Source organism: Sphingomonas elodea ATCC 31461 (genome assembly GCF_000226955.1).
Lineage (GTDB): Bacteria > Pseudomonadota > Alphaproteobacteria > Sphingomonadales > Sphingomonadaceae > Sphingomonas > Sphingomonas elodea.
Genome location: NZ_AGFU01000009.1, coordinates 80,381 through 106,886 on the forward strand (window position 1 = coordinate 80,381; position 26,506 = coordinate 106,886).

27 protein-coding genes are annotated in these 26,506 nt (G+C 67.7%); 20 read left to right on the top strand and 7 right to left on the bottom strand.

All coding sequences use genetic code 11. The annotated features are described in order from the left end of the window. Positions 1-41: 41 nt before the first annotated feature. Positions 42-1,154, top strand: a complete 1,113-nt coding sequence (locus KK7_RS0103770) for a DUF3089 domain-containing protein (RefSeq protein WP_010543309.1) — start codon at positions 42-44, stop codon at positions 1,152-1,154. Here KK7_RS0103770 and KK7_RS0103775 read toward each other — a convergent pair whose 3' ends face one another. Further along, on the bottom strand, positions 1,155-2,216 hold the full coding sequence (locus KK7_RS0103775; RefSeq protein WP_010543310.1) for a Glu/Leu/Phe/Val family dehydrogenase: 1,062 nt from the start codon (positions 2,214-2,216) through the stop codon (positions 1,155-1,157). A 123-nt stretch (positions 2,217-2,339) separates the two neighbouring features. On the opposite strand from KK7_RS0103775, the gene KK7_RS0103780 reads away from it, so the two are divergent. Genes KK7_RS0103780 through KK7_RS0103795 form a run of 4 tightly spaced genes read left to right on the top strand, consistent with a single transcriptional unit; the run spans position 2,340 to position 5,552 of the window. Beyond that, entirely contained in the window at positions 2,340-2,801 is a 462-nt protein-coding gene (locus KK7_RS0103780; RefSeq protein WP_010543311.1) for an Lrp/AsnC family transcriptional regulator, read from the top strand. Positions 2,802-2,840: 39 nt separating this feature from the next. Then, positions 2,841-3,302 carry a Holliday junction resolvase RuvX gene (ruvX, locus tag KK7_RS0103785; protein ID WP_010543312.1) on the top strand — a complete coding sequence of 154 codons (462 nt, stop codon included), beginning with the start codon at positions 2,841-2,843 and terminating at the stop codon, positions 3,300-3,302. Between the two features lie 43 nt (positions 3,303-3,345). Beyond that, entirely contained in the window at positions 3,346-4,335 is a 990-nt protein-coding gene (locus KK7_RS0103790; RefSeq protein ID WP_010543313.1) for an aspartate carbamoyltransferase catalytic subunit, read from the top strand. Then, entirely contained in the window at positions 4,332-5,552 is a 1,221-nt protein-coding gene (locus KK7_RS0103795) for a dihydroorotase (RefSeq protein ID WP_010543314.1), read from the top strand. The genes KK7_RS0103790 and KK7_RS0103795 overlap by 4 nt, the downstream gene beginning before the upstream one ends. A 4-nt stretch (positions 5,553-5,556) precedes the next feature. Here the strand turns inward: KK7_RS0103795 and KK7_RS0103800 are convergent, their stop codons facing one another. From KK7_RS0103800 to KK7_RS0103810, 3 genes are read right to left on the bottom strand one after another with little or no spacing between them, the layout of a single operon-like run. After that, a complete protein-coding gene (locus tag KK7_RS0103800) occupies positions 5,557-6,804 on the bottom strand; it encodes an SPOR domain-containing protein (protein WP_051121242.1) in 1,248 nt (415 codons plus the stop codon). A 2-nt stretch (positions 6,805-6,806) separates the two neighbouring features. Further along, positions 6,807-7,193: a hypothetical protein gene (locus KK7_RS20055; protein WP_051121244.1), complete on the bottom strand. Its 387-nt coding sequence runs from the start codon at positions 7,191-7,193 to the stop codon at positions 6,807-6,809. Beyond that, the gene (locus KK7_RS0103810) at positions 7,190-7,903 is read right to left on the bottom strand and encodes a ParA family protein (protein ID WP_010543317.1); all 714 of its coding nucleotides are present in this window, start codon (positions 7,901-7,903) and stop codon (positions 7,190-7,192) included. The genes KK7_RS20055 and KK7_RS0103810 overlap by 4 nt, the downstream gene beginning before the upstream one ends. Before the next feature lie 136 nt (positions 7,904-8,039). On the opposite strand from KK7_RS0103810, the gene KK7_RS0103815 reads away from it, so the two are divergent. Further along, positions 8,040-8,978, top strand: coding sequence for an SPOR domain-containing protein (locus KK7_RS0103815; protein WP_010543318.1), 939 nt, complete (start codon positions 8,040-8,042; stop codon positions 8,976-8,978). 14 nt (positions 8,979-8,992) lie between these two features. Then, positions 8,993-9,787 (top strand): MipA/OmpV family protein, encoded by a 795-nt coding sequence (locus tag KK7_RS21455; RefSeq protein WP_010543319.1) that lies wholly within the window; start codon positions 8,993-8,995, stop codon positions 9,785-9,787. Positions 9,788-9,791: 4 nt separating this feature from the next. Here KK7_RS21455 and serB read toward each other — a convergent pair whose 3' ends face one another. After that, positions 9,792-10,670, bottom strand: a complete 879-nt coding sequence (gene serB / locus KK7_RS0103825) for a phosphoserine phosphatase SerB (protein WP_010543320.1) — start codon at positions 10,668-10,670, stop codon at positions 9,792-9,794. Here serB and miaA point away from each other — a divergent pair. From miaA to KK7_RS0103855, 6 genes are all read left to right on the top strand, one after another. After that, positions 10,669-11,595, top strand: coding sequence for a tRNA (adenosine(37)-N6)-dimethylallyltransferase MiaA (gene miaA / locus KK7_RS20065; protein WP_193377988.1), 927 nt, complete (start codon positions 10,669-10,671; stop codon positions 11,593-11,595). The genes serB and miaA overlap by 2 nt on opposite strands. 93 nt (positions 11,596-11,688) lie before the next feature. Beyond that, positions 11,689-13,434, top strand: a complete 1,746-nt coding sequence (locus KK7_RS0103835; RefSeq protein ID WP_010543322.1) for an acetolactate synthase 3 large subunit — start codon at positions 11,689-11,691, stop codon at positions 13,432-13,434. A gap of 47 nt (positions 13,435-13,481) precedes the next feature. Next, positions 13,482-13,997, top strand: a complete 516-nt coding sequence (ilvN, locus tag KK7_RS0103840) for an acetolactate synthase small subunit (RefSeq protein WP_010543323.1) — start codon at positions 13,482-13,484, stop codon at positions 13,995-13,997. A 50-nt stretch (positions 13,998-14,047) separates the two neighbouring features. Continuing rightward, the gene (ilvC, locus tag KK7_RS0103845) at positions 14,048-15,067 is read left to right on the top strand and encodes a ketol-acid reductoisomerase (protein ID WP_010543324.1); all 1,020 of its coding nucleotides are present in this window, start codon (positions 14,048-14,050) and stop codon (positions 15,065-15,067) included. Positions 15,068-15,163: 96 nt separating this feature from the next. Then, a complete protein-coding gene (locus KK7_RS0103850) occupies positions 15,164-15,763 on the top strand; it encodes a YceI family protein (protein ID WP_010543325.1) in 600 nt (199 codons plus the stop codon). 199 nt (positions 15,764-15,962) lie between these two features. Beyond that, entirely contained in the window at positions 15,963-16,562 is a 600-nt protein-coding gene (locus KK7_RS0103855; RefSeq protein WP_010543326.1) for a TMEM175 family protein, read from the top strand. A 1-nt stretch (position 16,563) separates the two neighbouring features. Here KK7_RS0103855 and KK7_RS0103860 read toward each other — a convergent pair whose 3' ends face one another. After that, entirely contained in the window at positions 16,564-19,224 is a 2,661-nt protein-coding gene (locus KK7_RS0103860; RefSeq protein ID WP_010543327.1) for a TonB-dependent receptor, read from the bottom strand. 218 nt (positions 19,225-19,442) lie between these two features. Between KK7_RS0103860 and folE the strand changes: the two genes are divergently transcribed. From folE to KK7_RS0103885, 5 genes are all read left to right on the top strand, one after another. Continuing rightward, positions 19,443-20,066: a GTP cyclohydrolase I FolE gene (folE, locus tag KK7_RS0103865; protein WP_010543328.1), complete on the top strand. Its 624-nt coding sequence runs from the start codon at positions 19,443-19,445 to the stop codon at positions 20,064-20,066. Further along, positions 20,066-20,839: an SDR family oxidoreductase gene (locus KK7_RS0103870; RefSeq protein ID WP_040597544.1), complete on the top strand. Its 774-nt coding sequence runs from the start codon at positions 20,066-20,068 to the stop codon at positions 20,837-20,839. The genes folE and KK7_RS0103870 overlap by 1 nt, the downstream gene beginning before the upstream one ends. Further along, positions 20,832-21,197 carry a dihydroneopterin aldolase gene (locus tag KK7_RS0103875; RefSeq protein WP_010543330.1) on the top strand — a complete coding sequence of 122 codons (366 nt, stop codon included), beginning with the start codon at positions 20,832-20,834 and terminating at the stop codon, positions 21,195-21,197. The genes KK7_RS0103870 and KK7_RS0103875 overlap by 8 nt, the downstream gene beginning before the upstream one ends. Before the next feature lie 108 nt (positions 21,198-21,305). Continuing rightward, complete coding sequence (locus tag KK7_RS0103880; protein ID WP_010543331.1) at positions 21,306-23,069, top strand: methyl-accepting chemotaxis protein; 1,764 nt, start codon at positions 21,306-21,308, stop codon at positions 23,067-23,069. A gap of 68 nt (positions 23,070-23,137) precedes the next feature. Continuing rightward, a complete protein-coding gene (locus KK7_RS0103885) occupies positions 23,138-23,533 on the top strand; it encodes a hypothetical protein (RefSeq protein WP_010543332.1) in 396 nt (131 codons plus the stop codon). 87 nt (positions 23,534-23,620) lie between these two features. On the opposite strand, the gene leuA is transcribed toward KK7_RS0103885, so the two are convergent. Beyond that, positions 23,621-25,279, bottom strand: coding sequence for a 2-isopropylmalate synthase (leuA, locus tag KK7_RS0103890; protein ID WP_010543333.1), 1,659 nt, complete (start codon positions 25,277-25,279; stop codon positions 23,621-23,623). Positions 25,280-25,563: 284 nt separating this feature from the next. Between leuA and KK7_RS20070 the strand changes: the two genes are divergently transcribed. Together KK7_RS20070 and KK7_RS0103900 are read left to right on the top strand one after the other, a co-directional pair. Further along, positions 25,564-25,959: a BLUF domain-containing protein gene (locus KK7_RS20070; RefSeq protein ID WP_010543334.1), complete on the top strand. Its 396-nt coding sequence runs from the start codon at positions 25,564-25,566 to the stop codon at positions 25,957-25,959. A 261-nt stretch (positions 25,960-26,220) separates the two neighbouring features. After that, entirely contained in the window at positions 26,221-26,478 is a 258-nt protein-coding gene (locus tag KK7_RS0103900; RefSeq protein ID WP_010543335.1) for an SWIB/MDM2 domain-containing protein, read from the top strand. The last annotated feature ends 28 nt before the right edge of the window (positions 26,479-26,506 follow it).

Below are 26,506 nucleotides of genomic sequence, written 5' to 3' on the forward strand. Positions count from 1 at the left end.
TCCCCGCCTGTTTATGCTGCATTGCACAATGGAGAGGCCGATTGGCCCGGAAATTCCTCTATGCGGTTGCGATCCTGATCATGCTCGGCGTTGCTTCCATGTTTGCCTACCGGCTCTACGGCATCCAGCTGATGCGCCAGTTCATGGTGCCGGCAGGCGATGCCGCAGACCTGCCGCCGGTATCGCCGCGCGACTATGCCAAGGCGGAGATGTGGATCGCCCGGCCGGACAAGCCGGGCAACCCGGCGCTTTGGGCGCCGATCGGGCACAGCCCCGCGGCCAACCCTCGCGCGGCGCTGTTCTTCATCCACCCCACCTCGTTCCTCGACACCAAGCAGTGGAACGCGCCGCTGACCAACCCGGACGCCAATGCCCGCGCCGAGCTGTTCCTGCGCGGCCAGGCGAGCGCGTTCAATGAAAGCGCCGCGATCTGGGCGCCGCGCTATCGCCAGGCGACCTTCGGCGCGTTCCTGACCAGCAAGGCCCAGGCGCAGAAGGCGCTCGACCTCGCCTATCGCGACGTGGCGGCGGCGTTCGAGGAGTTCCTCCACGAAGCGGGCGATCGGCCGATCATTCTCGCCGGACACAGCCAGGGCGCGCTGCACCTGGCCCGCCTACTGGCCGAGCGAGTCGCGGGCACGCCGGTCGCTGCCCGCGTGGTCGCCGCCTATGTCGTCGGCTGGCCCGTGTCGCTGACCGCGGACCTGCCGAAGATGGGCCTGCCCGCCTGTTCGGGGCCGGACCAGGCCGGCTGCATCCTCTCCTGGCAGAGCTTCGCCGACCCAGCCGACCCGGCGCTGATCGTCGATACCTTCGACGCGACCAAGGGCTTCACCGGCCAGCCGCGGGCGGGCACGAAGATGCTCTGCACCAATCCGATCACCGGCAAGCCCAGCGACTCGGCCCCCGCAAGCGCCAATCTCGGTTCGCTGATCCCGGACATGAACCTCCAGTCCGCGCATCTGGAGCCGGGCCGTGTGCCTGCCCGCTGCGACGGGCGCGGCATTCTGACGATCGGCACCGCCCCGCCGGACTTCGGCCAGTATGTGCTGCCGGGGAACAACTATCATGTGTTCGACTACAGCCTGTTCTGGGCGAATGTCCGAGCGGATGCGGCGCGCCGCCTCGCGACGTTCGAGAAGCGGCCGGGCTGATCAGGCCGCGACCGGCGTCCGGACCCTGCCGGCGGCGATCGCCGCGCGGGCCAGCGCGTTCGCCGCGGCATGCGGGGCCAGCCCGTGCGCCTCGGCATGGTCGAGTACGGCCGCCAGCCGCTTGCCCGTCGCTTCCACCCGCTGCGAGACCTCGTGCGGCGCCCAGCCGAGATATTCGCCGGCCACGTTGATGATGCCGCCGGCGTTCACGACATAATCCGGCGCGTAGAGGATGCCGCGTCGCGCCAGCCGATCCCCGTCGGCCGGTGTCGCGAGCTGGTTGTTCGCTGCACCGCACACCAGCTGCGCGCGAATCGCGGCAACCGATTCGGCGTTGAGCACGCCGCCGAGCGCGCAGGGTGCCAGAATGTCGGCCCGCGCCGCCAGCACCTGCGTGCTCGACGCGACCTCGGCGCCGGTCGCCACTGCCACCCGTGCGACCCGCTGCGAATCGACATCCGCCACGATCAGCCTGGCACCGGCGCCGTGCAGCAGCTGCGCCAGCGCCTCGCCGACATGGCCGACGCCCTGGATGGCAACGGTGCATTCGCTGAGCTCCCGCCCGAGCCGACGGCGCGCGGCATGGGCCATCGCCATGAACACGCCAAACGCCGTATGCGGAGACGGATCGCCGCCCGGCCGCCCCTCGCGCTGGGCCAGTCCGGCGACATGGCGGGTCGCCTCCGCTACCGCCTCCATGTCGGCGACGCCGGTGCCGACATCCTCCGCCGTGACGTAGCGCCCCTCGAGCCTGGCCACGGCCCGCCCGAAGGCGCGGAACAGTTTTCCCCGGTCGAAATCCCCCGCCGGCCGCCGCAGCACCGCCTTGGCACCGCCCAGCGGCAGGCCCGCCAACGCATTCTTGTAGCTCATCCCCTCGGCCAGCCGCACCGCGTCGGCGAAAGCGGCCTCGCTGTCGGCATAGTGCCAGAGGCGACACCCGCCCGCCCCCGGCCCGAGCACGGTGGAATGGACCGCGATCACGCCGTCCAGCCCCGCCTCGACATCCTTCAGCATCAGCACTTCTTCCACCAGGCTGTCGCCCTGCACCTGCAATACCATCGTGAGCCTTCCTTTCGTTGCCGCGATTCTGGCAGGGGCGACCGGGCAATGCTTGCCGGAATTGGGCGCAGGACAGCTATTTTTGGGTTATTTTATCCTAGTACTTCGCTATAACCGGTAATTATGACCGACCTAGATCCCCAGGAGCGCAAGATTCTCCGCGAGCTGCAGCGCGATTCCAGCCTGACCACGGCCGAGCTGGCGGAGCGGATCGGGCTTTCCCCCTCCCCCTGCTGGCGGCGGGTCGACCGGCTGGAGCGCGAAGGCGTGATCCGCAAGCGCGTGGCGCTGGTCGATCGGCGCAAGGTGGGGCTCAACGCACACATCTTCGCGCAGGTGAAGCTGAACGCGCACGGCCGCGCCAATCTCGACGAATTCAGTGTCGCGATCCAGGGCTTCCCCGAGGTGCTCGACGCCTATGTGCTGATGGGGACCGTGGACTTCATGCTCCGAATCGTCGCCGAGGATATCGACGCCTATGAGCGCTTCTTCTTCGAAAAGCTGAGCAAGCTGCCCGGCATCCAGGAAATCAACTCGGTGGTGGCGCTTTCCGAGATCAAGTCGACCACCGAATTGCCGATCTGAGGCCTCGCACGGGCGTCGCCCACGCCGTATAGCCACGCGGTGATCACGACCACCCCCAGCGACTTCCGCGCCGCCCTGCCCCAGGGCGGCCGCCTGATCGGCCTCGACGTCGGCACCAAGACGATCGGCACCGCGCTGTGCGACGCCGGCTGGAGCTTCGCCAGCCCCGCCCAGCTGATCCGCCGCTCCAAGTTCACCAAGGACAAGGCCGCGCTGGCGGAGTTGATCGCCGCGCAGCAGGTGGTCGGCATGGTGATCGGCCTGCCCCTCAACCTCGACGGCACCGACAGCCCCCGCACCCAGTCGACCCGCGCCTTCGCCCGCAACTGTGCGGACATGGGCCTGCCGATCCTGATGTGGGACGAGCGCTGGTCGACGGTGGCGGTGGAGCGGACGCTGATCGAACAGGACGCCAGCCGCGCAAAGCGGGCCGAGCTGATCGACAAGATGGCCGCCGCCTATATCCTGCAAGGCGCGATCGACGGGCTGGTGAACGCCTGACCGGGTTGCGCGTGCGCTCGGCGGGCGTTAGGCGGCGGCTTTAATGCAAACCTCCGATCATCGCCCCGGTGCCCAGATACAGGGCAGCGCCGTTTTCCCGCACCGGCACCTCACCGGCATTTCGGGACTCCAGCCCCACGAAATCATGTTCCTGCTCGACGAGGCGGAACAATGGGTCGAGGCCAATCGCAGCCGCGCCAAGAGCGACAAGCGGCTGGAAGGCCTCACCCAGATCAACGCCTTTTTCGAGAATTCGACACGCACCCTGCTCTCGTTCGAGATCGCCGGAAAGCGGCTCGGCGCCGATGTCGTCAACATGCACGCCGCGCAGAGCAGCGTGAAGAAGGGCGAGACGCTGATCGACACGGCCGTCACGCTCAACGCGATGCGCGCCGACGTGATCGTCATCCGCCACGCCAGTTCGGGCGCGGTGCGGCTGATCGCCGACAAGGTCGACTGCCCGGTGCTCAACGCCGGCGACGGCTGGCACGAGCACCCGACGCAGGCGCTGCTCGATGCCCTCACCATCCGCCGCCGGCGTGGATCGGTGGCAGGACAGCGGGTGGTGATCTGCGGCGACATCCTCCACAGCCGCGTCGCCCGATCGAACATCCTCGCGCTGACCGCACTCGCCGCCGAGGTGCGCGTGGTCGCCCCTTCGACGCTGATGCCGCCGGCGATGGACCGGATGTTCGTCACCCCGTTCACCGATTTCGACGCCGCGCTGGAAGACGCCGACGTGGTGATGATGCTCCGCGTCCAGAACGAGCGGATGGATGGCGGCTACATCCCTTCGACTCGCGAGTTCCACATGCGCTACGGCCTCACCCCCGAACGCCTCGCCCGGGCCAAGCCCGATGCGCTGGTGATGCACCCCGGCCCGATGAACCGCGGCGTCGAGATCGACTCGATCGTCGCCGATCATCCGGAGCGCAGCGCGATCACCGAACAGGTGGAAATGGGCGTGGCGGTCCGCATGGCCTGCCTCGACGTGCTCACCAGGCGAGCCCGCGGCGTGGAGGGCTGGGCATGAGCAGCATCCTCTTCCGCAACGCCACGCTGGTCTGCCCCAAGGGAGGGATCACCGACGGCGACCTGCTGGTGCAGGGCGACACCATCGTCGCGGTCGGCCAGGTCGATGCGCCCGCCGATGCCGAGATCGTCGATGTCACCGGCAAGATACTTGCCCCTGCTCTGATCGATCTGGGCGTGTTCGCGGTCGACAAGGGCGCCTGCCGCTTCGGCGGGATCGCCCGGGTCGGCCTGATGCCGGACCAGTCGCCGGTGCTAGACGATCCCGGCATCGTCCGCCGTGCCGCCGTCTCCGGCAAGCCCGAGCTCTGGGTCCACCCCCTCGCCGCCGCCACGCGCGGGCTGGCGGGCGTGGACTTGGCCGAGATCGCGATCAACGCCTCGGCCGGCGCGCGCGCCATCGCCACCGGGCGGCGCTGGATCGCCAATGCCGGCACGATGCGCAAGGCACTGCTCTATGCGCGCGACCTGAACCTCACCGTCGTCGCCCATGCCGAGGATGGCGGGCTGGCCGACGGCACGGTCGCCACCGCCGGCGAGACCGCCGCGCGACTCGGCCTGCCCAGCGCACCGGCGATCGCAGAGGCGCTCGCCATCGCGCGCGACCTGATGCTGGCCGAGGAAACCGGCGCGAAGCTCCACTTCCGCCAGGTGACGACGGCGGCGGGATTCGACCTGATCCGTGCGGCCAAGCGTCGCGGCGTCCATGTCACCTGCGGGATCACGCCCGCGCATCTGCTGCTGTCGGACATTGCGATCAGCGACTTCCGTACCTTTGCTCGCCTCTCCCCGCCGCTGCGCGACGAGAGCGACCGGCAGGCGGCACTGGCAGCGGTGGCTGACGGGACGATCGACGTGATCGCCTCCGGCCACGATCCGCGCGGGCCCGAGGCCAAGCGTCTCCCCTTTGCCGATGCCGAACCCGGCATGGCGGGGGCCGAGACGCTGCTCGCACTCTCGCTGACCCTGGTGCGCGACGGCAGGCTGAGCCTCGACAAGCTGTTCGCCTTGCTCGCCGCCAATCCGGCGAAGATCCTCGGCCTGGAAAGCGGCGCGCTCGCGCCAGGCCTGCCGGCCGACCTGATCGTGCTCGATCCGGAAACGCCCTGGATCATCGACGCACGCAAGATGAATGCGCGCGCCGGCAACACCCCGTTCGACCGCCTGCCGACCCAGGGCCGCGTGCTGCGGCTCTACAAGGGCGGCACGCTGGTCTGAACGGTCAGCGGGCGGCGAGGCCGATGCGGGGGGCGGGCTTGTACCAGCTTGCCACCGCATCGCCCGCCGCCATGCGGACGAAGCAGGTACCGCCGCCGGTCTTGACCGCGCGGCACAAGCTTTTGGCGTCGGGCCGTGCGAAGCCGCCGACCGACAGGCGGTAGAGGGTCGCATTGCCGCCAGGCACGTTCGCACCCTGCGGCTTGTGGCGGCCCAGTGCCGGAACGCGGCCGCTCAGCTTCTGCCACGCATCCCGCGCCACGCCCGCATTGGCGAAGGCGCCGAGCTGGACGACATAGGGCCCGGTGGCGACGCGCGCCGGCGCGGGTGCCGGACGGGCTGCGGCGGGCCGGATCGGCTTCGGCGCGACTGTGCGGACCGGCACGGGGGTAAAGTCCGGCACCGGCTGGGGTGCTTCGACCATCGCCGCTTGCGGTTCGGGGGTCTCCGCCGCCACAGGGGACGGCGTGGGCTCTGACGTGGGCGCCATGGCGAGAAGGTCTGGCTGCCGGACGAGCGCAAGCGCCACCGGCTGGCCACCATCCTGCACCGCCTGCACGCCGAGCAGCGACGCCACCTGATCATAGGCATTGGCCGGCCGGGCGAAGCTCGCCCACTGCATCAGCCGAGCATTGAGCTGGTCGGGCGCGACGTCCATCGCGGCCACCGCCTTTGCCTCGCCCCAGCGGCCGGCCAGCGCCAGCACCAGTGCGAAGTTCTGCCGCGTCCGCGCGGTCGCGTCGGGCGCACGCACGGCGGAGGCGAGGATGTCCACTGCCCCGCCGGGATCTCCGGCCAACGCGATCGCAAGACCGCGGTCGGTCGCCGGGATCCGTGCCGCATGGATCTGGAGCAGGGACCGGGCACCCGCCCAGTCGCCCGCGCCGATGCTGGCAAGCGCGAGGTTCAGCGCCACCCGGCCATTTTCGGGATCGAGCGCCAGTGCGTCCCGCAGGGCCTGGCTGGCGGAGGTGAAGCGGCCCGCGAGCAGATAGGCCTGCCCCAGCAGCGCGCGATAGTCGCCGCGCTGTGGATCGTTCGCTACGGCCTGCTCGGCATGGGCGATGGCGACGGCCGCCTTGCGGGCTTTCAGCGCCTTCTGTGCGGCGCGGGCTTCGTGTTCGGCCTTCTTCGCGTTGGGCGCGACCGTCGCGAAGGCGGCGCTGCGCACCACCACGCCGGTCGCGGCGGTGCCGCCCAGCGCGAGCAGCGCCGCGCCGATCGAAAGCAGTGTACGGGGTGGCATACGCATCCTCATCCTTCGATCGCGGCGATGCGGCGCGCGAGCGATTCCAGTTCCGTCATCTCGCCGAGCATCGAGTCGATCGCCTCAGTAACCAGTTGCTGGGCCGAACGACCGGTCACCGCCGAGGCCAGCCGCAGACGCATCCGGCGCTCGGCATCGAGCCGCAGCGTGAACGCGGCCTTGTCCTTGGTCGCGCGTTCCGAACGGGCGAGTTGCATCGCCATCACGTCGGGGATCCCCGCGACGGCCTCCGCCCGCACCGGCGGACAAATGGTCGCGACGGCCGCCCTGCCCTCGTCGGCCGCCAGCACCGGCTTGCGCGCCAGCCCCTTGCGGGCGAGCAGGCCGGCGTCCAGCGCCGCCATCGGCTTGGCAGAGGCACCCATGCCGCTCATCGCACCACCCGGCGGCCGAAGCCGGCGGCGGGCCGCGCCGCCGCGAAGGCGGCGGCGGCGGTGGGTACCGCGAACACGGTGCGGCGGAAATTCTTCTCGAGCCGATCGGAGACATACCCCCAAAGGCTCGCCACCTCGGCGGCGGACTTGCTGCCGGCATCGACCTCCATCACCGTCCGCCCGTCGATCATCGAGGCGGCGAAGTCGGTGCGGTGGTGGAGCATCATCGGCGCGACGGTGCCGTGCTGCGACAGCGCCAGCGCGGCCTCGGCGGTGATACGGGCATTCTGGGTGGCGGCATTGACCACGAACAGCAGCGGCTTGTGGGCGCGTTGGCACAGCTCCACCGTCGCGCCAACCGCGCGAAGGTCGTGCGGGCTGGGACGCGTGGGAATCACGATCAGCTCCGCCACCTGGATGACGGTGAGGATCGCCTGGGTGATCGCCGGCGGGGTATCGATCACCACCAGCTTGAAGCCCTGCTGGCGCAGCGTCTCGATATCGGCGGCGAGCCGCGCGACGCTGCTCTGGGCGATCGCCGGCAGTTCGGCCGCGCGCTCGTTCCACCAGTCGGTGAGCGAGCCTTGCGGATCGAGGTCGATCATCGCCACCGGGCCGGCGCCGCTGCGTTGCGCCTGCACCGCCAGATGGCCGGACAAGGTGGTCTTGCCCGAACCGCCTTTCTGCGAAGCCAGCGCCAGGACGCGCATCCACCCTCTCGAAATTGCCGAACGTGGCGAGATACTTGCCACCAGTGCGGATAAGATCGGGTTAACGGAGCGAGCGTAAGCGGCTAGGTCTCGTTCGCCGGCCGGTTCGGCGTTCAACTTGGGGGAACCTTCGCGCATGCGCACATCAGCCGCCCTGTTTCTTCTGGCAATGCTCGCCGCGCCGGGCGCCGTACGGGCGCAGGACGCCGCGGTGAAGACCGGCGTGGAAGCGTATGATCGCGGTGACTATGCCGGCGCCCTGCGCGCCTGGCGGCCCCTCGCGGAAAAGGGCGATGCGGACGCACAGTATAATCTGGGCCAGATCTACAAGCTCGGCCGGGGCGTCCCCGTCGATCTGGCGGAGGCGGAGAAATGGTATCGCCTCGCCGCGCTGCAGGGCCATGAACTGGGCGAGGCCAATTACGGCATGGTCCTGTTCGAAAACGGCAAGCGCGAGGCGGCGGTGCCATGGCTCGAGCGGGCGGTCGGGCATGGCGAGCCGCGCGCCCAGTATCTGCTGGGCGTGATGCTGTTCAACGGCGACGGCGTCGCCAAGAACTGGGTCCGCGCCTATGCGCTGATGACCCGCGCCTCGGCCGGAGGGCTGGATCCCGCGACCCGCACCCTTGCCCAGATGGAGCAGTATATCCCCTTGGCCGAGCGGCAGGAGGGCAAGGCCCTGGCCGAGCGCTTTGCGAAGAACGAGCACGCGGCCACGCTCGCGGCGCCCGCGGCCACGCCCCGGCGCGCCCCGGCGATCAGCGCCGACACCAGCGTCGCGAACGCCCCGCCGGCGCCAGCCCGCAAGGCGGCCGTGCGGCCCGCGCCGACCAGACCCGCCCCTGCCGCGCCGGTGGCCGCGAGCGGCGCCTGGCGGGTGCAACTCGGCGCCTTTGCCACCCCGGGCAATGCCGAGCGCCTCTGGCGCCAGGTCCGCCCCCGCTTCCCCGGCCGCCAGCCCTTCTATCCCAAGTCCGGCCAGCTCACCCGACTGCTCGTCGGCCCGTTCGCGTCGAGGGCGGAAGCCGAAAAAGCCTGTGGCGCGTTGCAGCCCTGCATGGCAGTGCAGCGATAACAGGGAGATATTGGATGCGACGCCTAGTTCTTTCCGCCGGCCTGCTGCTCGCGACGGCCGTTCCGGCCCAGGCACAGACGAGCGACGACGCATCCGCGCCGCGGCGCTACCGTATCGCGATCGGCGCGCAGGCCGTGCCGAGCTATCCGGGCGCGGACCACAATGCGGTGCGTCCGCTGTTCGACTTCGCGACCGCCCGCGGCGACGCCCAGTTCGAATATGAAGCCGCCGACGAAAGCCCGAACATCACCCTGTACGACCGCAGCGGACTGGAAGCGGGCATCGCGATCGGCCTGCAGAGCGCGCGCACCCGACGCCGCGTCGGCGCCGACCTGACCAAGGTCAGCTTCACCGTCGAGCCCGGGGTGTTCGCCAGCTACTACGTCGCCCCCCAGCTCCGCGCCTATGGCGAGTTGCGCAAGGGCGCGAACGGGCATGGCGGCGTGGTGAGCATGCTGGCGCTCGACTATATCCAGCGCGATGGCGATCGCTGGCTGGTAGCGGTGGGGCCGCGCGTGAACCTGTCGGACGCGAAGTATCGCCGGGCCTATTTCGGCGTCACCCAGCGCGACGCGACCGCCGCCGGGATCCCGGTCTATCAGGTCGGCGGCACGGTGGTGCACAGCGTCGGCCTCGCCGCGACCGGCCTGCGCCAGCTCACCCGGCGCTGGGGCCTGTACGGCTATCTCGCCTATGACCGGATGACCGGCGACGCCGCGCGTTCGCCGATCACCGAGCGTTTCGGCGCGAAGAACCAGTTCTCCGGCGGCCTGGCGCTCAGCTACACCTTCGGGCGCGGCGTCCGCTAGGTTCTTACTCGGTGACCCACTCGGCGCTGGGGATGCCCTGGGCATAGAGCAGCGCCGTCAGGTCGCCATGATCGATGCGGGCTCCGGCGGCGGCGGCAACGATCGGCTTGGCGTGATAGGCGACGCCCAGCCCCGCCTTGCGGATCATCGCCAGATCGTTGGCGCCGTCGCCCACCGCCATGGTCTGCTCGGGCGCGAGGCCCAGCTCCGCCATCGCGCCGAGCAGCGTGGTTTCCTTGGTGCTGCTGTCGACGATCGGCTTGGTGACGATTCCGGTGAGCTTGCCGTCCTCGATCTCCAGCACATTGGCGATGCGGCGATCGAAGCCGATGCGCGTGCCGACCGGCTCGGCAAAGCGGGTGAAACCGCCCGAGACGAGGATCGTGTGCGCGCCGCGCGCGCGCATGGTCTTCACCAGCGCGACGGCACCCGGCATCAGCCGCACGCGCTCTTCGAGGCACTGGTCGATGGCACGCTCGCTCAACCCCACGAGCAGCGCGACGCGCGCGTCGAGCGCGGCGGCGAAGTCCAGTTCGCCGCGCATCGCCCGCTCGGTCACCTCGGCGATCTGCGGCTTGATGCCGGCATAGTCGGCCAGTTCGTCGATGCATTCGACGGTGATCATCGTCGAATCCATGTCGGCGACGAGCAGCTTCTTCTCGCGGTGGGCCTCCACCTGCACGATCACGTCGGCACCGGACACGGCGCCCTCCAGCGCGGTGCGCGCGGCATCGGGCTGCGCAGCGAAGGGAAGGTCCGCGGCAATGCCTTCGTCCAGCCACCTCCCTGCCCCCGGCGTGCAGCCTGCGGCGGCGAGCTTGCCGACGGCGGCGTCGACCTGCCCTGACGAAAGACCTTCTGCTATCAGCGTCGCAATGAACATGACTTCCCCTGAATTGCCGCGCGTCGCGCTCATTGCAGGGCCGACGGCCAGCGGCAAGTCCGCGCTGGCGCTGGCGCTGGCCGAAAAGCATCGCGGCACCGTGATCAACGCGGATTCGATGCAGGTCTATGCCGATCTCCGCATCCTCACCGCCCGCCCCTCGGAAGAAGAGGAAGCCCGTGCGCCGCACCGGCTGTTCGGCCATATCGACGGCGCCGAGGCCTGTTCCGCCGCCCGCTGGGCCGCCGAAGCGCGCGCCGCGATCGCCGAGGCACATGCCGCCGATCGTCTGCCGATCCTGGTCGGCGGCACCGGCCTCTATCTCCGCACGCTGATCGACGGCATCGCACCGATCCCGGAAATCGACCCCGCCATCCGCGCCGATGTTCGCGCCCTGCCTGTCGCAGAGGCCCATGCCGCGCTCACCCTCGCCGATCCCGCTGCGGCGGCGCGGCTGAGCCCCACCGACACCACCCGCGTCGCCCGTGCGCTGGAGGTGGTGCGCGCCACCGGGCGCACGCTCGCCGCCTGGCAGGACCGGCGCGAGGGCGGGATCGGCGATGCCGTCCGGCTCGCCGCGCTCATCCTGCTGCCCGACCGCGACTGGCTCGGCGCGCGGATCGACCGGCGCTTCGCGATGATGGTCGCGACCGCCGACGCCGAGGTTCGCGCACTGCTCGCCCGCACCGACATCCCGGCGGACGCGCCCGTGCTGCGCGCCATCGGCGTGGCAGAGATCGGCCGGCGGATTTCGGGGGAATGGAGCGAGGAAATGGCCGTCGCGGCGGGTGCTACGGCAACCCGCCAATATGCCAAGCGGCAATATACCTGGTTCCGCCGCCAGCCCCCTGGGGGGTGGGAGCCGACGACGGAGACAGATACGTACGAGAATCTCGCACGAATTGAAAGGAAATTATTTCCTTAGGGGTTGACGCATCATTTTCGTGCGAGTAGCAGCCCCTCTTCGACGGCCTTCTTGCCGTAGCGTACCCCATTTTTACGACGTGTGGAGGCAAAGGTGACCGAGAAGAGCGGCGCAGACATCCTGATCGAGGCATTGACCGACCTCGGGGTGGAAGTCGTGTTCGGCTATCCCGGCGGTGCCGTGCTTCCGATCTACGATGCCCTGTTCAAGCAGGACCGGATCAAGCACATCCTGGTCCGCCACGAGCAGGCCGCGACCCATGCCGCCGAGGGCTATGCCCGTTCCACCGGCAAGCCGGGCGTCGTCCTGGTCACCTCGGGTCCGGGGGCCACCAACGCGATCACGGGCATCACCGATGCGCTGATGGACTCCATCCCGATGGTCGTCATCACCGGCCAGGTCCCGACCGCGCTGATCGGCACCGATGCGTTCCAGGAAGCGGACACGGTCGGCATCACCCGCCACTGCACCAAGCACAATTATCTGGTGAAGCGGCCGGAGCTGCTGGGCGCGACCATCCATGAGGCATTCCACATCGCCACCTCGGGTCGCCCTGGTCCGGTCGTGATCGACATTCCCAAGGACGTCCAGGTCGCGACCGCGCGCTACGAGGCGCCGGGCCCGATCCAGCACAAGACCTACCGCCCCCAGACCGAGCCGGAAGCGGCGAAGATCCAGGAAGCGGTGGACATGCTGGCCGCGGCCGAGCGCCCGGTCTTCTACACCGGCGGCGGCGTGATCAATTCGGGGCCTGAGGCCACGCGGCTGCTGCGCGAGCTGGCGGCGCTGACCGGCGCACCGGTCACCTCGACGCTGATGGGACTGGGCGCCCTGCCCGCCTCGTCGGACCAGTGGCTCGGCATGCTGGGCATGCACGGCACCTATGAAGCCAATATGGCGATGAACCAGGCCGACCTGATCATCGCGGTGGGCTCGCGGTTCGACGACCGCGTCACCGGTCGGCTGGATGCATTCGCGCCGAACAGCCGCAAGGTGCACATCGATATCGATCGCTCCAGCGTGAACAAGAATGTCCGCGTCGACCTGCCCATCATCGCCGATTGCGCGCGGGCGCTGGACGCGATGGTCGAGAGCTGGAAGCAGCGCGGCCATCCGAAGCCCGATCTCGGCGAGTGGTGGAGCCGCATCCAGGGCTGGCGTGCGCGCCGCTGCCTCGATTTCCCGGAAGGCGGCGAGACGATCATGCCGCAGCGCTCGATCCGCGCGCTGTACGAGGCGACGAAGCACCGTGCCCCGATCATCACCACCGAAGTCGGCCAGCACCAGATGTGGGCGGCGCAGCATTTCGGCTTCGAGGCGCCGAATAAGTGGCTGACCAGCGGCGGTCTCGGCACGATGGGCTATGGCCTGCCGGCGGCGATCGGGGCGCAACTCGGCAACCCCGATGCGCTGGTCATCGATATCGCGGGCGAAGCGTCGATCCAGATGAACATCCAGGAACTTGCGACCGCTACGCAATATCGGCTGCCGGTGAAGATCTTCATCCTCAACAACGAATATATGGGCATGGTCCGCCAGTGGCAGGAGCTGACCTACCAGTCGCGCTATTCCGAGAGCTATTCGGACGCGCTGCCGGACTTCGTGAAGCTGGCAGAAGCCTATGGGTGGAAGGGCATCCGCATCGAGAAGCGCTCCGAGCTGGAAGACGGCATCCAGGCGATGCTGGACCATGACGGCCCGGTGCTGGTCGATTGCCGCGTGGCGAAGCTGGCCAACTGCTTCCCGATGATCCCATCGGGCGCTGCGCACACCGAGATGCTGCTCCAGGCGAGCGAAGTCTCCGGCGAGATGGACGACGAGGCCAAGGCGCTGGTTTGACCGGAACACGGGTCCGCTCCTGACCGAGCAGGATCGAAGGGGTAGAAATGCACATCAAGGAAGAAGCCATCGAGCGCCACACGCTGGCGGTCATCGTCGATAACGAGCCCGGCATCCTCGCGCGGATCGCCGGCCTGTTCACGGCGCGCGGCTACAATATCTCGTCGCTCACCGTGTCCGAGATCAGCGACGACGATCTGATCAGCCGTATCACCATCGTCACCTTCGCGTCGGCACCGGTGATGGAGCAGATCATCGCCCAGCTCGAGCGGCTGGTGCCCGTCCACAAGGTGGTCGACCTCACCACCAAGGGCGAGCATGTCGAACGCGAGCTGGCGCTGGTGAAGGTGGTCGGCACCGGCGATCACCGGATCGAGGCGCTGCGCCTTGCCGAGGTCTACCGCGCCCGCGTGGTCGATGCGACCATCTCCAGCTTCGTGTTCGAGGTGACGGGCACGACCGACAAGATTGACAAGTTCGTCGAACTGATGCGCGAAGTGGGCCTTGTGGAAGTTGCCCGCACCGGCATCGTCGCGATCTCGCGCGGCCGCGAAGCCGCCTGAATTTCTCCGCGCGCCTGCGCACCGCCGATTTGAAAGGGAAGAACTACAACATGCGTGTCTATTACGATCGCGACGCCGATCTGAACCTGATCACCGACAAGAAGATCGCCATTCTCGGCTATGGCAGCCAGGGCCATGCGCACGCGCAGAACCTGCGCGACTCGGGCGTCAAGGAAGTCGCGATCGCGCTCCGCCCGGGTTCGGCCTCGGCCGCCAAGGCGGAAGCCGCCGGCTTCAAGGTGCTGCCGAACAAGGAAGCCGCCGCCTGGGCCGACATCCTGATGATCCTGGCGCCCGACGAGCACCAGGCCGCGATCTGGGAGGCCGACCTCAAGGGCAACATGAAGCCGGGCTCGGCGCTCGCCTTCGCGCACGGCCTCAACGTGCATTTCGGCCTGATCGAGCCGCCGGCGGATATCGACGTGATCATGATCGCGCCGAAGGGCCCGGGCCACACCGTGCGCAGCGAATATGTCCGCGGCGGCGGCGTGCCCTGCCTGATCGCGATCCACCAGGACGCCTCGGGCAATGCGCATGACGTGGCGCTGGCCTATGCGTCGGGCGTCGGCGGTGGCCGTTCGGGCATCATCGAGACCAACTTCCGCGAAGAGTGCGAGACCGATCTGTTCGGCGAGCAGGCCGTGCTGTGCGGCGGCGCGACCGCGCTGGTCCAGGCCGGGTTCGAGACGCTGGTCGAGGCGGGCTATGCCCCCGAAATGGCCTATTTCGAGTGCCTGCACGAGCTGAAGCTGATCGTCGACCTGATGTATGAGGGCGGCATCGCCAACATGCGCTACTCGATCTCGAACACCGCCGAATATGGCGACATCAAGACCGGCCCGCGCATCATCACCGAAGAGACCAAGAAGGAAATGAAGCGCGTGCTTGCCGACATCCAGTCGGGCCGCTTCGTCAAGGACTTCGTGCTCGACAACCGCGCCGGCCAGCCCGAGCTGAAGGCCAGCCGCATCGCCGCCAAGCGCCACCAGATCGAGCAGGTGGGCAGCGAGCTGCGCGCGATGATGCCGTGGATCGGCGCGAACAAGCTGGTCGATCAATCCAAGAATTGATCATTAGCGGAAACTTTAGGTTGCCGGCTGCGCACTAGCATTGCGCGGCCGGCGGCCTCATTACGGGCATGACGCAACCACCCAAGGGGATTTGTCATGCGCGCTCTCATTGCCCTCGCCCTTCTCGCGACCGCGCCGGTCGCTTTTGCCCAGGAACTGCCCGGCCAGGCCGACGCCAGCCGCGTTCCCGCCGGCACCTATGTGGTCGACACCGGCCACACCCAGGTCGACTTCACCGTCAACCATTTCGGCTTCAGCCAGTTCACCGGCCAGGTGGGCGGCACCACCGGCTCGCTGACCATCGACCCGGCCAAGCCGAACGACGCCAAGCTGGACATCACCATCCCGACCAGCGGCATCGTCACCACCGTTTCGGCGCTGGACAAGCACCTCGCCTCGCCGGACTTCTTCGATTCCGCCAAGTATCCGACGATCCGCTTCGTCTCGACCAAGGTCGTGGTGAGCGGCACCAAGGCGCAGGTAACCGGCGACCTGACGCTGCACGGCGTCACCAAGCCCGTCACGCTCGAGACCAGCCTGGTCGGCGCCGGCACCAACCCGATGATGAAGAAGCTGAACTTCGGCTTCGAGGCGACCACCACGATCAAGCGCAGCGACTTCGGCATGGACAAGTATGTCCCCTTCGTCTCGGACGAAGTGAAGCTGCACATCAACGCCGCCTTTTCGGCGAAGTAACCTCTCCCCGTCATCCCGACGGAAGCCAGGATCCATTCGCCACGCGGCCGCGGCTCGATCCGAACCCGACAGGCCAATGGACCCCGGCTTTCGCGGGGGTGACGATTTGAGGCCTGGGGCCTCGCTAGACCTAAACCCTTGGTCTAGTTGCCTCCGCCTCCTGCCTGCGCCACCACGTGGGCAGGCAGGAGGACGGGACATGCGGGACCAGGAAGGCCGCGACGGCGCCAAGCGGGTAGAGGCATTTTCGGATGGCGTGATCGCCATCATCGTCACCATCATGGTGCTGGAACTGCACGCCCCGCAGCAGCCCGGCCTCGGCGCGCTGCTGCGGCAATGGCCCGTCTTCCTCGCCTATGCGCTCAGCTACGCCTATGTGGCGATCTACTGGGTGAACCACCACCGGCTGTTCCAGTTCGCCACCCGCGCCGGGAACGCGCTGCTCTGGTCGAACATCGTGCTGTTGTTCACGCTTTCGCTGGTGCCCTTCGCCACCGCGACCCTTGGCGAGCAGCATTTCAGCCGCGAAGCCACCCTCCTCTACATGCTGCTACTGCTGCTGCCCTCCTTCGCCTATAACTGGCTGCAGCGGGTGATCCGCCGGACGGGCGCGCAGGGCAGCACCGCCCGGACCTATCACCGTCGCACGCTGCGCAAGGGCACCCTAGCCTGCCTGCTGTACCTCGGCGGCCTCGCGGTCGCGTTCGTCTCGCCGGCGGCGGGCCTTGCCTGTGCGGCGCTGGTCGCGCTGCTCTGGTGCCTTGCCGACGGCCCGCTCGACCGCCTGTTCGAGCACTGAGCTAGAATCCGAACCGTGCCCGCACGCCGTAGAAGCGCGGCGTGCCGGGGTAGCCGGCATAGTTGCCGTTCTGCTCGGGCACGCCGAAGCCGGTGATGTAGTAGAACTGGTTGGTGAGGTTCTCGATCCAGAAGGTCAGCCGCAGCCGCCCATCGGGGCTTTGCACGCCGATCGCCGCCGAGACCAGCGGATAGCCCGGGTTGGCAAGGACGTTGCGCCCGTTGGCGTCGGGCGGGCTGGACGGGATGTTGACCTCGCTGTTGTAGCGCATGTCGACATGGAACAGCGCGTCGAGCCCGCGGGCGATCCGCGGCGTCCAGGTGCCGGCGACGGTAAGCGTGTGCCGCGGCTGGTTGTCGATCTGGAGGTTGCCCTTGCCGATCAGCGGCGTGCCCGCGAAGTTCCGGCCGTCGTCGTCGTAGCGCGCATCGATATAGCTATAGCCCAGCTGGAAGATCAGCGGGCGCACCGGCTGCAGCGTCGCTTCCGCCTCCACGCCCTTGCTGGTCGTTCTGGGCACGTTCTGCACGACGAAGTTGGTGCCGCTGAACACGAGGCTCTGGAGGTTGTAGAATTTCGAGTAGAAGCCGGCCAGGTTGAGCGTGAACTGTCGGCTGAGCTGGGTCTTCAGACCCAGCTCATAGGCGTCGACCGTTTCGCGGGAGAAATGCAGGTCACCCGCCTGTGCGCCGTTGCCGCCGAGCAGGACGGTATCGAACGCCGCCTGGTCGAGATTGTAGCCGCCGGACTTGTAGCCGCGATCATAGCTCGCATAGCCGAGCACATGCGGGCTGAACTTGTAGGCGAGCTTCACCGTGCCGGTCAGCTGGTCTTCGGTGCGCGTATCGGCATAGGCGCCGTTGAACTCGCTGTTCACCGCCGGATTGCAGCTGAGCAGGAACAGGTTGTTGAACAGCCCCGGCACCTGACGAAGGATATTGGCGTAGGCCGCCGCCGCCGCATTGCCGGTCCGCGCCTGGTTGAAGAAGGTGCAGGCGCCGGTGGTGCTGTTGATCGTGGCACGCAGGTCCTTGCGCTCATGGTTCCAGCGCGCGCCGAGGGTCATCGACAGCCTGTCCGTCAGGTGGAAGATATTGTGCGTGAACAGCGCAACGGCATCGGTCTTCACCCGATAGTTGTTGTCGTTGTTGCCCTGTCCCGCCAGATTGCCGGGCAGCGGCTGAAGCGCCAGCGCGGCAAGCCCCGGCACCACCGGCACGCCGGGAAGCGGTGCGATGCCGGCCTGCGCCCGGAACAGGCGAACGAGCGGGGCGAGCTGGCCATAGGCGGCAACCGGCACGCCGGGGTTGAGCAGCACCTGTCCGAAGGTCGGCACCCCCGGCCCCAGCGATCCGTAGAACTGCACGGGCGTGCCGAACAGCGGCCGCAGCTGTGCCGAGAAGATCGAATCGACATAGCGGTTGGAATCATTGCCGGTACGCACGGTGTCGCGCAGGCGATTGCTTTCGTTGAGATAGAAGGCGCCGACCAGCCAGTCGAGCCTGCCGCCGATCGCCGAGCCCTGCAGCCGCACTTCCTGGGTGAAGTCGACCAGCTGGTTGCGATAGCCTTCGCGATAGGCGCGATCGATGCCCGAATAATCGATGTCCTGCGATCGCAGCACCTGCCAGCGCCGATAGGCGGTGATCGCGGTGAGCTTGATGCCGCCCAGCTCCCAGTTCAGCTCGCCCGACACGCCATAGTCGCGCACCTTCTCGCCGTAGGTCCGATTGGGCGAGATCGCCTGGATGCGATCGGCAGGCGCACCGGCGTAGAGGCCGGTCAGCCCCTGTGCCGCCGCGATCCCCTGGATCACCGGCGCCAGCGCCCCGCGCACGGCGGAAACGGCGGCGCAGCAGCGTTCGTCCGTCTCGTAATAGTCGCCGATCAGGCGGACGGTGACGGGTCCGCCGTCGAACAGCGCCTGGCCGCGGACCAGCCAGCGGTTCAGGTCGTTCATCGCCCGGTCGCCATTGGCATCCGCGATATAGCCGTCGCGCTTGCGATAGGCGCCGTCCAGCCGCAGCGCGACCTTATCCGCCACCGGCCCGGTGACCGCGCCCCGCGCCTCATAGGCGTTGTAGTTGCCATAGCCCGCCTCGACATAGCCGCCGGTCTCGAACCGGGGCTGGGCGGTGAAGATGCTGAGCGCGCCGGCAGAGGTGTTGCGGCCGAACAGGGTGCCCTGCGGCCCGCGCAGGATCTCCACCCGCTCCAGCTCCGGCAGCTCGGCGATCGCCACGCCGGAGCGGGCGCGGAACACGCCGTCGATGAACACGCCTACCGAGGGCTCGAACCCCGGATTGTCGCCGCCGGTGGTGATGCCGCGAAGATAGATGGTGGTCCCCGTGGCCGAGGACTGGCCGGTCGACGATTGCAGCGAGGGCGCCAGTTGCTCCAGGTCGCGGAGATTGTCGACGCCCGCATTTTCGAGCAGCTGCGGCCCGATGGCGGTGATCGCCACGGGCACGTCCTGCACGGTCTCGTTGCGGCGGGTGGCGGTTACGATGATCTCGTTCGCCGCGACATAGCCACGCTCCTGCTCCTGCTCCATGCCCGATACCGGCGCCGGCGCTGTCGGCCGGTCCTGCGCCGACACGGGTGCGACCGGCGCAAGGATGAGCGCCGTCGCGGCGAGCAGCTCGCCCTTCGTCATGGTCATTTGTCTCTCCCTGCTCGCCCCGATCTTGCGCCGGTCGCGACTTTGCTGTTTTTGCATGTGGAAGCTAATGCCGGGCTTTCCCGGAGGTCAACGGAGCAAACGTTGCCAAATGCGCGGGAATCCTAGGTTTTCGGCGGATTTAGGTTGGGGTTCCGGAGCGCCGTCCTGCGAAGCACGCCTGCCGTAACGGCAAGGCCGACCGGCGACCGAAAGGACGAATGATGCACGATCACCATCATGATCCGGAGGACGGCGATCTCGTGGCGCCCTCGCCGAAGATCCCCGTGCCCGAAAACGTGGCAGAGGCCATTCGCACGCTGCTGCGCTGGGCGGGAGACGATCCCGGCCGCGAGGGCCTGCTGGATACGCCCCAGCGCGTCGCCCGCGCGTGGAAGGAATATTGCGCCGGCTATGCCGAGGATCCCGGCCACCATCTGTCCCGCGTGTTCGAGGAAGTGGGCGGCTATGACGAGATCGTGCTGCTGAAAGACATTCCCTTCCAGTCACATTGCGAGCACCACATGGCACCGATTACCGGCAAGGCATCGATCGCCTATCTGCCCAGGAACCATGTTGTCGGCATCTCCAAACTCGCGCGTGTCCTCCACGCCTTCGCCCGCAGGCTGCAGGTGCAGGAGCGGCTCACCGCGGAAGTGGCGGATTGCATCTGGAACCATCTGCACCCGCAGGGCGTGGCCGTGGTGATCGAGGCGCAGCATGGCTGCATGACCGGTCGCGGCGTGCGCACCCCGGGCGTCGGCATGGTCACCAGCCGGATGATGGGGGTGTTCCGCGAGGACGAGCGCAGCCGGGCCGAAGTGCTCAAGCTGATGGGCTATTGATGCCTGGACGGGTGCTGGTCACGGGCGGCGCACGACGCATCGGCGCGGCGATCTCGCGCGGACTCGCCGCCCGCGGCTGGGCCGTCGCCGTCCACCACCATCACTCGCCCGACGAGGCGGAGGCGTTCGTCGCCGCCCTGCGGAAAAACGGGGCAAGCGCTGCGGTGGTCTGCGCCGAGCTCGCCGACCCCGCGGCCCCCCAGGCACTGGTCGATGCGTGCCGCGCCGCCTTCGGCGCCCCGCTCGACGCGGTGGTCAACAACGCCTCGCTGTTCGCCTATGACGAAGCGCCGATCGCCGACCATGCGCTGCTCGACCGGCATATGCATGTGAACCTGGCAGCCCCGGTCGGCCTTGCGATGGCGCTGGCCGCCCAGGCCGATCTCGAAGCCGGCGCGGTCGTGAACCTGCTCGACCAGAAGGTCGGCAACCTCAACCCCGACTTCTTCAGCTACACCTGCTCCAAGCTCGCGCTCGAAGGCGCGACCCACATGCTAGCGCAGAAGCTTGCGCCGCGGGTGCGGGTGAACGCGGTCTCGCCCGGCCTGACCCTCCCCAGCCTCGACCAGACCGAGGAGGAATTCGCCCGCACCGGTACGCAGAACCTGCTGCGCCGCACGGTCGATCCGGCCGACATCGCCGCCACCGTCGCTCATCTACTCGAAAGCCGCAGCATCACCGGACAGAATGTGTTCGTCGATTGCGGCCAGCATTTCCTCGCACGCGACAGCGACGTGATGTTCGAAGGACGCGAGCACCGCCCCGATGCCTGACTATGTGATCCATCTCGACGCCCTGGAGGTTTCCATGGGCCTCGGCATCCATGCGCACGAGCGCGCCGCCCCGCAGCGCGTGCGGATCGACGTCGCGATGACCTGCCGCTACCCCGCCGCACCCGAAGACCGCATCGACGCGGTGGTCGATTACGACTTCCTGCGCGAAGGTATCCATGCCCTTGTCCGCTCGCGACATTTCGAATTGCAGGAAGTGTTGTGCGAGGAAGTCGCCACGCTGGCGCTGCGGGACCCGCGCGTCGTGGAGGTCCGCGTTCGCTCGATGAAACAGGATATTTACCCCGATGCGCGGGTCGGCTGCGAGATCATCCGTATTCCTACGAATAGGCAGGAATAATCTCGAATCGGGGCACCGCCCCCGATCCTCTCCCCTATAATCTACCGAGGGCCTTCCTCGCCGAAGGCCGGTCAGGGGATACGTGCGCCTGCCACCAGAGGATCGTGAATGTCGATTGCAAGCTTCGTTCGCAACAGTGCGCTGGCCATGATGGCAATCCTGCTCGTCGGCGGGGCGCTGGCAGCGTGGCGCCTGGATCGCATCCGCATGGGGGGCGAGGTGCAGCATCGACAACAGGTCAACGCCGATCTGATCGCGGACATCCTGCCGCCGCCGGAATACATCATCGAACCGTTCCTTGAGGCGACGCTGATCGCCCGGAACCCGGAAACCGTCGGCGCGCATGCGGAGAAGCTGGAAGGCCTCCACAAGCTGTACGCGGCGCGCAACCAGTTCTGGCAGAAGGCCCAGGTCAACGAGGCCCTGCGCACCCAGTTGCTGCAGCAGGCCCATCCGGCCGCGCAGCGCTTCTGGGACGAACTGGAGCAGGGCTTCCTCCCCGCCGCCCGCAAGAATGATCGCGCCGCCCTGGAGGCAAGCTACGCCAAGCTGAGCGATCTCTATGCCGAGCACCGCACCGCGATCGACAAGCTCGTCGCGATGACCACGGAACAGCAGAAGCAGGTGGCATCGAGCGGCACGTTCGAATTCTATCTGGCAATCGCGATCGTCGCGGTGCTGGGCGTCATCGTCGCGGCACAGGCCGCCCATTTCTACCTCACCATGTATCGCCGCGTCCTGGAGCCGATCGGCACCCTTTCCAGCCTGACCGACCGGCTTGCCCGCGGCGAAGTAGCCACCATCCCCTATCAGGATCGCAGCGACGAGATGGGCCGCATCGCCTGCGGCCTCGAGCATTACCGCGCCGCCGCCGCCGCCCAGAGCGAGGCCGATGCCCGAAAGCTCGCCGAACAGCGCGAGGTCACCCAAGTGCTCGGCAACGGTCTGCTTGCGCTGCGCGAGGGCGACCTGACCCGTACGATCGATCGCCGTTTCCCGGAGGAGTATGAAGTGCTCCGCGAGAACATCAACGAGGCGATCGCGTCGCTGCGTGCCCGCATCCAGCTTGTCAGCGAAAGCTCGGAGAACATCCGCTCGACCTCGAACGAGATCGCGCATGGCTCCGAGGATCTGGCGCAACGAACCGAGAAGAGCGCCGCCAATCTCGCCCAGGCCACCATGGCGCTGGAGAAGATCGAGGAGCGCCTGCGCGCGACGATGATCGCCGCCGACAATACGGTGAAGCGCGCGGGCGAGGCAACCACGGCGCTGCGCGACGGCCGCGGCACCACCGCTCGCGCCGTCCAGGCGATGGACCGCGCCAGCGGCAGCGCCAAGAATATCGACGGCGTGATCGAAGGCCTCGACAAGATCGCCTTCCAGACCCGCGTGCTCGCGATGAACGCTGCGGTCGAGGCCGGGCGGGCGGGCGAAGCCGGACGCGGCTTCATGGTGGTGGCAGACCTGGTCGCCGCGCTCGCGCTGCGCGCCGAGGATCAGGCCAAGCAGGCCCGCGACATGCTGAGCGAGACCCAGGTCGACATCATCCAGGCCGCCGACGCCGTGCACGATACCGACACCGCGCTCGACACCATTTCGGGCGACGTCGAGGCGGTGCACGACCTGATCGCCGCGATCGACCATGACAACCACGCCCAGTCGGCAGCGGTCAGCCAGGTGGCGACGGCGATGAAGGCGATGGACCTGGTAACCCAGCAGAACGCCGCGATGGTGGAAGAAACCTCGGCGGCGATCCGCAACCTTTCGGGCGAGGTGAACGCCCTCGCGCAGCGCGCCGCGGCCTTCCGCTTCGAACGGACGGCGGGCGGGCGGATGGCTGCGCCCGAACGCGAACTCGCGACGGTGCATTGATTCGGCCTCAGAACAACTTGACCTGAAAAACGCAGGTTCACAGCATGGAATGATCCGGGGAGATCACCATGCTCATTGCCCTTACCCTGTTCGCCAGCCTGCAAGACACGCTCGCCTCCGCTACGCCGGTCAACCCAGCAGCGCAGGAAGAAATCGTGGTGATCGGCCGGAAGCTGCGCGATTGGCGCGGCAAGCTCGATCTTTCAGCACGCGGCACGCGCTGCCTCACGAAGCGATCGACCGGCGACCGGGAGGTCGACCAGATCGGCTGCGATGCGATGATGATCTGCGTGCCGAAGTTCGAGGCCGAACTGAAGGCAGCCCTCAACCAATCGAAGGACAAGGCGTCGCGCGAGCGCGCCAATGCCGACGTCAGCCGACGGATCACCCTATGCTTCCAGACGGAGCATGATCGGCGGAGCGCGGCCTTGGCCGAACGCCGCGTGGCCTTGCGCCGCCGCTGACAGCCAGGGTTCCAGATTGGGGCCGCGACGCCGCAGACCGGCCCCTCCCCCGGGCCGCCGATCCCGGCGAGCCCGAGGTGCGGTGGATCAGGCCCGGTTGGCGGCGCTCAGCACGGCGCGAACCGACGCGGTCGCGATATCGGCATCGATGCCCACCCCGAACACGGTCCGGCCGTCCTCGGTACGGCACTCGACATAGGCCGCCGCCTGCGCATCCGCGCCGCCGCCGATCGCGTGCTCGCTATAGTCGACCACGTCGAAGCGCGGTCCGGTCGAACCCGCCAGCGCATCGACCACGCCCGAGATCAGGCCGTTGCCGCGGCCCGAGATCGACTGCGTCGCCCCGTCGATCGAGATCCGGCCGACGAACACGCGACTGCCCGCGCTGCCCGTCTCCTCATAGTCGACCAGCGCGATCCGGTCCGTGTCACCGGGCAGATACACGCGCTCGAACAGGCCCCAGATGTCGGCGGCGTTGAGCTCGCGGCTGGTCTCGTCGGCCAGCCCCTGGACGTGCTTGGAGAATTCGGCCTGCATCCGCTTGGGCAGCTTGAGGCCCTTGTCCTGCTCGATCACCCAGGCGACCCCGCCCTTGCCCGACTGCGAGTTGACGCGGATCACCGCCTCGTAATCGCGGCCGAGATCCTTGGGGTCGATCGGCAGATAGGGCACGTCCCAGACCTGATCGTTGCGTGCCGCCTGCGAGGCGAAGCCCTTCTTGATCGCATCCTGGTGGCTGCCCGAAAAGGCGGTGAACACCAGATCGCCGGCATAGGGGTGCCGCGGATGGACGGGGAGCTGGTTGCAATATTCGACCGTCTGGATCACCTCGTCGATGTCCGAGAAGTCGAGGCCGGGGTTCAGGCCTTGCGTGTACATGTTGAGCGCCAGCGTCACCAGATCGACATTGCCGGTGCGCTCGCCATTGCCGAACAGGCAGCCCTCGACGCGGTCCGCACCGGCCAACAGGCCCAGCTCCGAGGCGGCGACGCCGGTGCCGCGGTCGTTGTGCGTGTGCAGGCTGATGACGACGCTCTCGCGATTCCGGATGTTGCGGCAGAACCATTCGATCTGGTCGGCATAGACGTTGGGCGTCGCCGCCTCCACCGTCGCCGGCAGATTGAGGATCAGCGGGCGCTCCGGCGTGGGGCGCAGGATGTCCATCACCGCCTCGCAGACCTCGACCGAGAAATCGAGCTCGGCGGTGGAGAAGGTTTCCGGGCTATATTCGAAATGCCACTCGGTATCGGGCTGCTTCCCCGCCTCGTCGCGCAGCACCTTGGCGCCTTCGATGGCGATCTGGCGCACTTCGTCGCGGCTCATGTTGAACACGATGCGGCGCCAGGCGGGCGACACGGCGTTGTAGAGATGGACGATCGCCTGCTTCGCACCCTTCAGCGACTGGAAGCTGGTCTCGATCAGGTCGCGGCGTGACTGGGTGAGCACCTGGACGATCACGTCGTCGGGCACCTTGCCTTCGCGGACCAGCCCCGAGATGAAGTCGAACTCGGTGGCGCCCGCGCTCGGGAAGCCGACCTCGATCTCCTTGAGGCCTACCTTCACCAGCAGTTCGAAGAAGCGCGTCTTCTTCTCGCCGTCCATCGGATCGATCAGCGCCTGATTGCCGTCGCGCATGTCGGTGGAAAGCCAGCGCGGCGCCTTGGTGATGGTGCGGCTGGGCCACTGCCGATCGGGCAGATCCACCTGCGGGAAGGGACGATATTTGACGCTGGGGTCGCGCAACATGTGCCGTGTCTCTCTTCAAGGTCGGGCCGCGCCTAGCGCAGCCGTGATGCGATAGGGAAGGTCCAGTTTACCCTTAGGGGAGACGCGCGCGTGCGAAATCGGCCCCTAAGGGCGGATAAGTCGCAGGGTAAGGCGCAGGGCGTCGATCACTCGCAGACAGTGCCGCAATTATACGAACTTGTCCAGCGCCGAGGAAGTACCTGTAAAACAACGGAGCTTCGGTGGCGTTGATCGCTTGTTAACCATCGTTGGCCGAAAATGCATGCTCGCAGGAGACAATTTCCATGCTGCAGCTCGTCTATATCAGTTCCGCCAACCCGGCCGCCCCCTGCCCGACCCAGGATATCCTGACGATATCCCGCCGCAACAATGCGCGCGATCGGATCACGGGGCTGCTTTATGCCGATGCGGGCCGCTTTCTCCAGGCACTGGAGGGACCCGAAGATGCCGTCGAGGCCGCCTATGCGCGAATCCGGCAGGATGCCCGCCACCGCGCGATCGTCATGCTCTCGCGGCGCACCGTCGACCGGCGCGAATTCGGCCATTGGGAAATGGCGCACCGCGCACCCGGCGCGGATGCGGCTGCCTTCCTTGCCGACGTGCAGCGACTGACCGCGGCGGCATCGGCCGAGGTCCGCGGCACCTTCGAAGGGCTGGTCCAGGCGCGCGCGCTGGCCTGAAACGGCAAGATTCGAACAATTTTCCCGCAAACTGTTGCGTGGTTGCACCACCGCAGCGCCGCAAAGTGACGGTTCGGCGCGCTCCGGTGCGGTCTGTGCTGGACAGACGCCCTTTCCCACGATCAAAGGCGTACAGGGGCGTGCATCACCGCACGAACCGCAGTACATCGTTGGTTGCGACAAGGGGGAGGAAGCCTCTCAATCCCGAGGCGCTGACGAAGGAATAGCCCCACTAAGGGGCACGAACAGGAGTTAGACACGATGGCCGAGACCAAAGCACGCGGCGGCATTGCCAAGCCGGTTACCCCTTCGCCCGAACTGGCGAAGATCGTTGGTACCGCCGATCTGCCGCGCAGCGAGATCGTCAGCAAGGTTTGGGAATACATCAAGAAGAACAACCTGCAGAATCCCGCGAACAAGCGCGAGATCCTGGCCGACGACACGCTGAAGCCGATCTTCGGCGGCGACAAGGCCACCATGTTCGAAATGAACAAGCACCTCGCCAAGCACGTCAAGTAAGCGAGGGGCGCGCCGCTCTATTCGGGCG

Excerpts from the sequence above, each read along its gene's own strand:
- KK7_RS0103775 (WP_010543310.1), bottom strand. The coding sequence starts at position 2,216 with ATGGTATTGCAGGTGCAGGGCGACAGCCTGGTGGAAGAAGTGCTGATG.
- KK7_RS0103780 (WP_010543311.1), top strand. The coding sequence starts at position 2,340 with ATGACCGACCTAGATCCCCAGGAGCGCAAGATTCTCCGCGAGCTGCAG.
- KK7_RS0103790 (WP_010543313.1), top strand. The coding sequence starts at position 3,346 with ATGCAAACCTCCGATCATCGCCCCGGTGCCCAGATACAGGGCAGCGCC.
- KK7_RS0103795 (WP_010543314.1), top strand. The coding sequence starts at position 4,332 with ATGAGCAGCATCCTCTTCCGCAACGCCACGCTGGTCTGCCCCAAGGGA.
- KK7_RS0103800 (WP_051121242.1), bottom strand. The coding sequence starts at position 6,804 with ATGCGTATGCCACCCCGTACACTGCTTTCGATCGGCGCGGCGCTGCTC.
- KK7_RS20055 (WP_051121244.1), bottom strand. The coding sequence starts at position 7,193 with ATGAGCGGCATGGGTGCCTCTGCCAAGCCGATGGCGGCGCTGGACGCC.
- KK7_RS0103810 (WP_010543317.1), bottom strand. The coding sequence starts at position 7,903 with ATGCGCGTCCTGGCGCTGGCTTCGCAGAAAGGCGGTTCGGGCAAGACC.
- KK7_RS0103815 (WP_010543318.1), top strand. The coding sequence starts at position 8,040 with ATGCGCACATCAGCCGCCCTGTTTCTTCTGGCAATGCTCGCCGCGCCG.
- KK7_RS21455 (WP_010543319.1), top strand. The coding sequence starts at position 8,993 with ATGCGACGCCTAGTTCTTTCCGCCGGCCTGCTGCTCGCGACGGCCGTT.
- miaA (WP_193377988.1), top strand. The coding sequence starts at position 10,669 with ATGACTTCCCCTGAATTGCCGCGCGTCGCGCTCATTGCAGGGCCGACG.
- serB (WP_010543320.1), bottom strand. The coding sequence starts at position 10,670 with ATGTTCATTGCGACGCTGATAGCAGAAGGTCTTTCGTCAGGGCAGGTC.
- ilvN (WP_010543323.1), top strand. The coding sequence starts at position 13,482 with ATGCACATCAAGGAAGAAGCCATCGAGCGCCACACGCTGGCGGTCATC.
- ilvC (WP_010543324.1), top strand. The coding sequence starts at position 14,048 with ATGCGTGTCTATTACGATCGCGACGCCGATCTGAACCTGATCACCGAC.
- KK7_RS0103850 (WP_010543325.1), top strand. The coding sequence starts at position 15,164 with ATGCGCGCTCTCATTGCCCTCGCCCTTCTCGCGACCGCGCCGGTCGCT.
- KK7_RS0103855 (WP_010543326.1), top strand. The coding sequence starts at position 15,963 with ATGCGGGACCAGGAAGGCCGCGACGGCGCCAAGCGGGTAGAGGCATTT.
- KK7_RS0103860 (WP_010543327.1), bottom strand. The coding sequence starts at position 19,224 with ATGACCATGACGAAGGGCGAGCTGCTCGCCGCGACGGCGCTCATCCTT.
- folE (WP_010543328.1), top strand. The coding sequence starts at position 19,443 with ATGATGCACGATCACCATCATGATCCGGAGGACGGCGATCTCGTGGCG.
- KK7_RS0103870 (WP_040597544.1), top strand. The coding sequence starts at position 20,066 with ATGCCTGGACGGGTGCTGGTCACGGGCGGCGCACGACGCATCGGCGCG.
- KK7_RS0103875 (WP_010543330.1), top strand. The coding sequence starts at position 20,832 with ATGCCTGACTATGTGATCCATCTCGACGCCCTGGAGGTTTCCATGGGC.
- KK7_RS0103880 (WP_010543331.1), top strand. The coding sequence starts at position 21,306 with ATGTCGATTGCAAGCTTCGTTCGCAACAGTGCGCTGGCCATGATGGCA.
- KK7_RS0103885 (WP_010543332.1), top strand. The coding sequence starts at position 23,138 with ATGCTCATTGCCCTTACCCTGTTCGCCAGCCTGCAAGACACGCTCGCC.
- leuA (WP_010543333.1), bottom strand. The coding sequence starts at position 25,279 with ATGTTGCGCGACCCCAGCGTCAAATATCGTCCCTTCCCGCAGGTGGAT.
- KK7_RS20070 (WP_010543334.1), top strand. The coding sequence starts at position 25,564 with ATGCTGCAGCTCGTCTATATCAGTTCCGCCAACCCGGCCGCCCCCTGC.
- KK7_RS0103900 (WP_010543335.1), top strand. The coding sequence starts at position 26,221 with ATGGCCGAGACCAAAGCACGCGGCGGCATTGCCAAGCCGGTTACCCCT.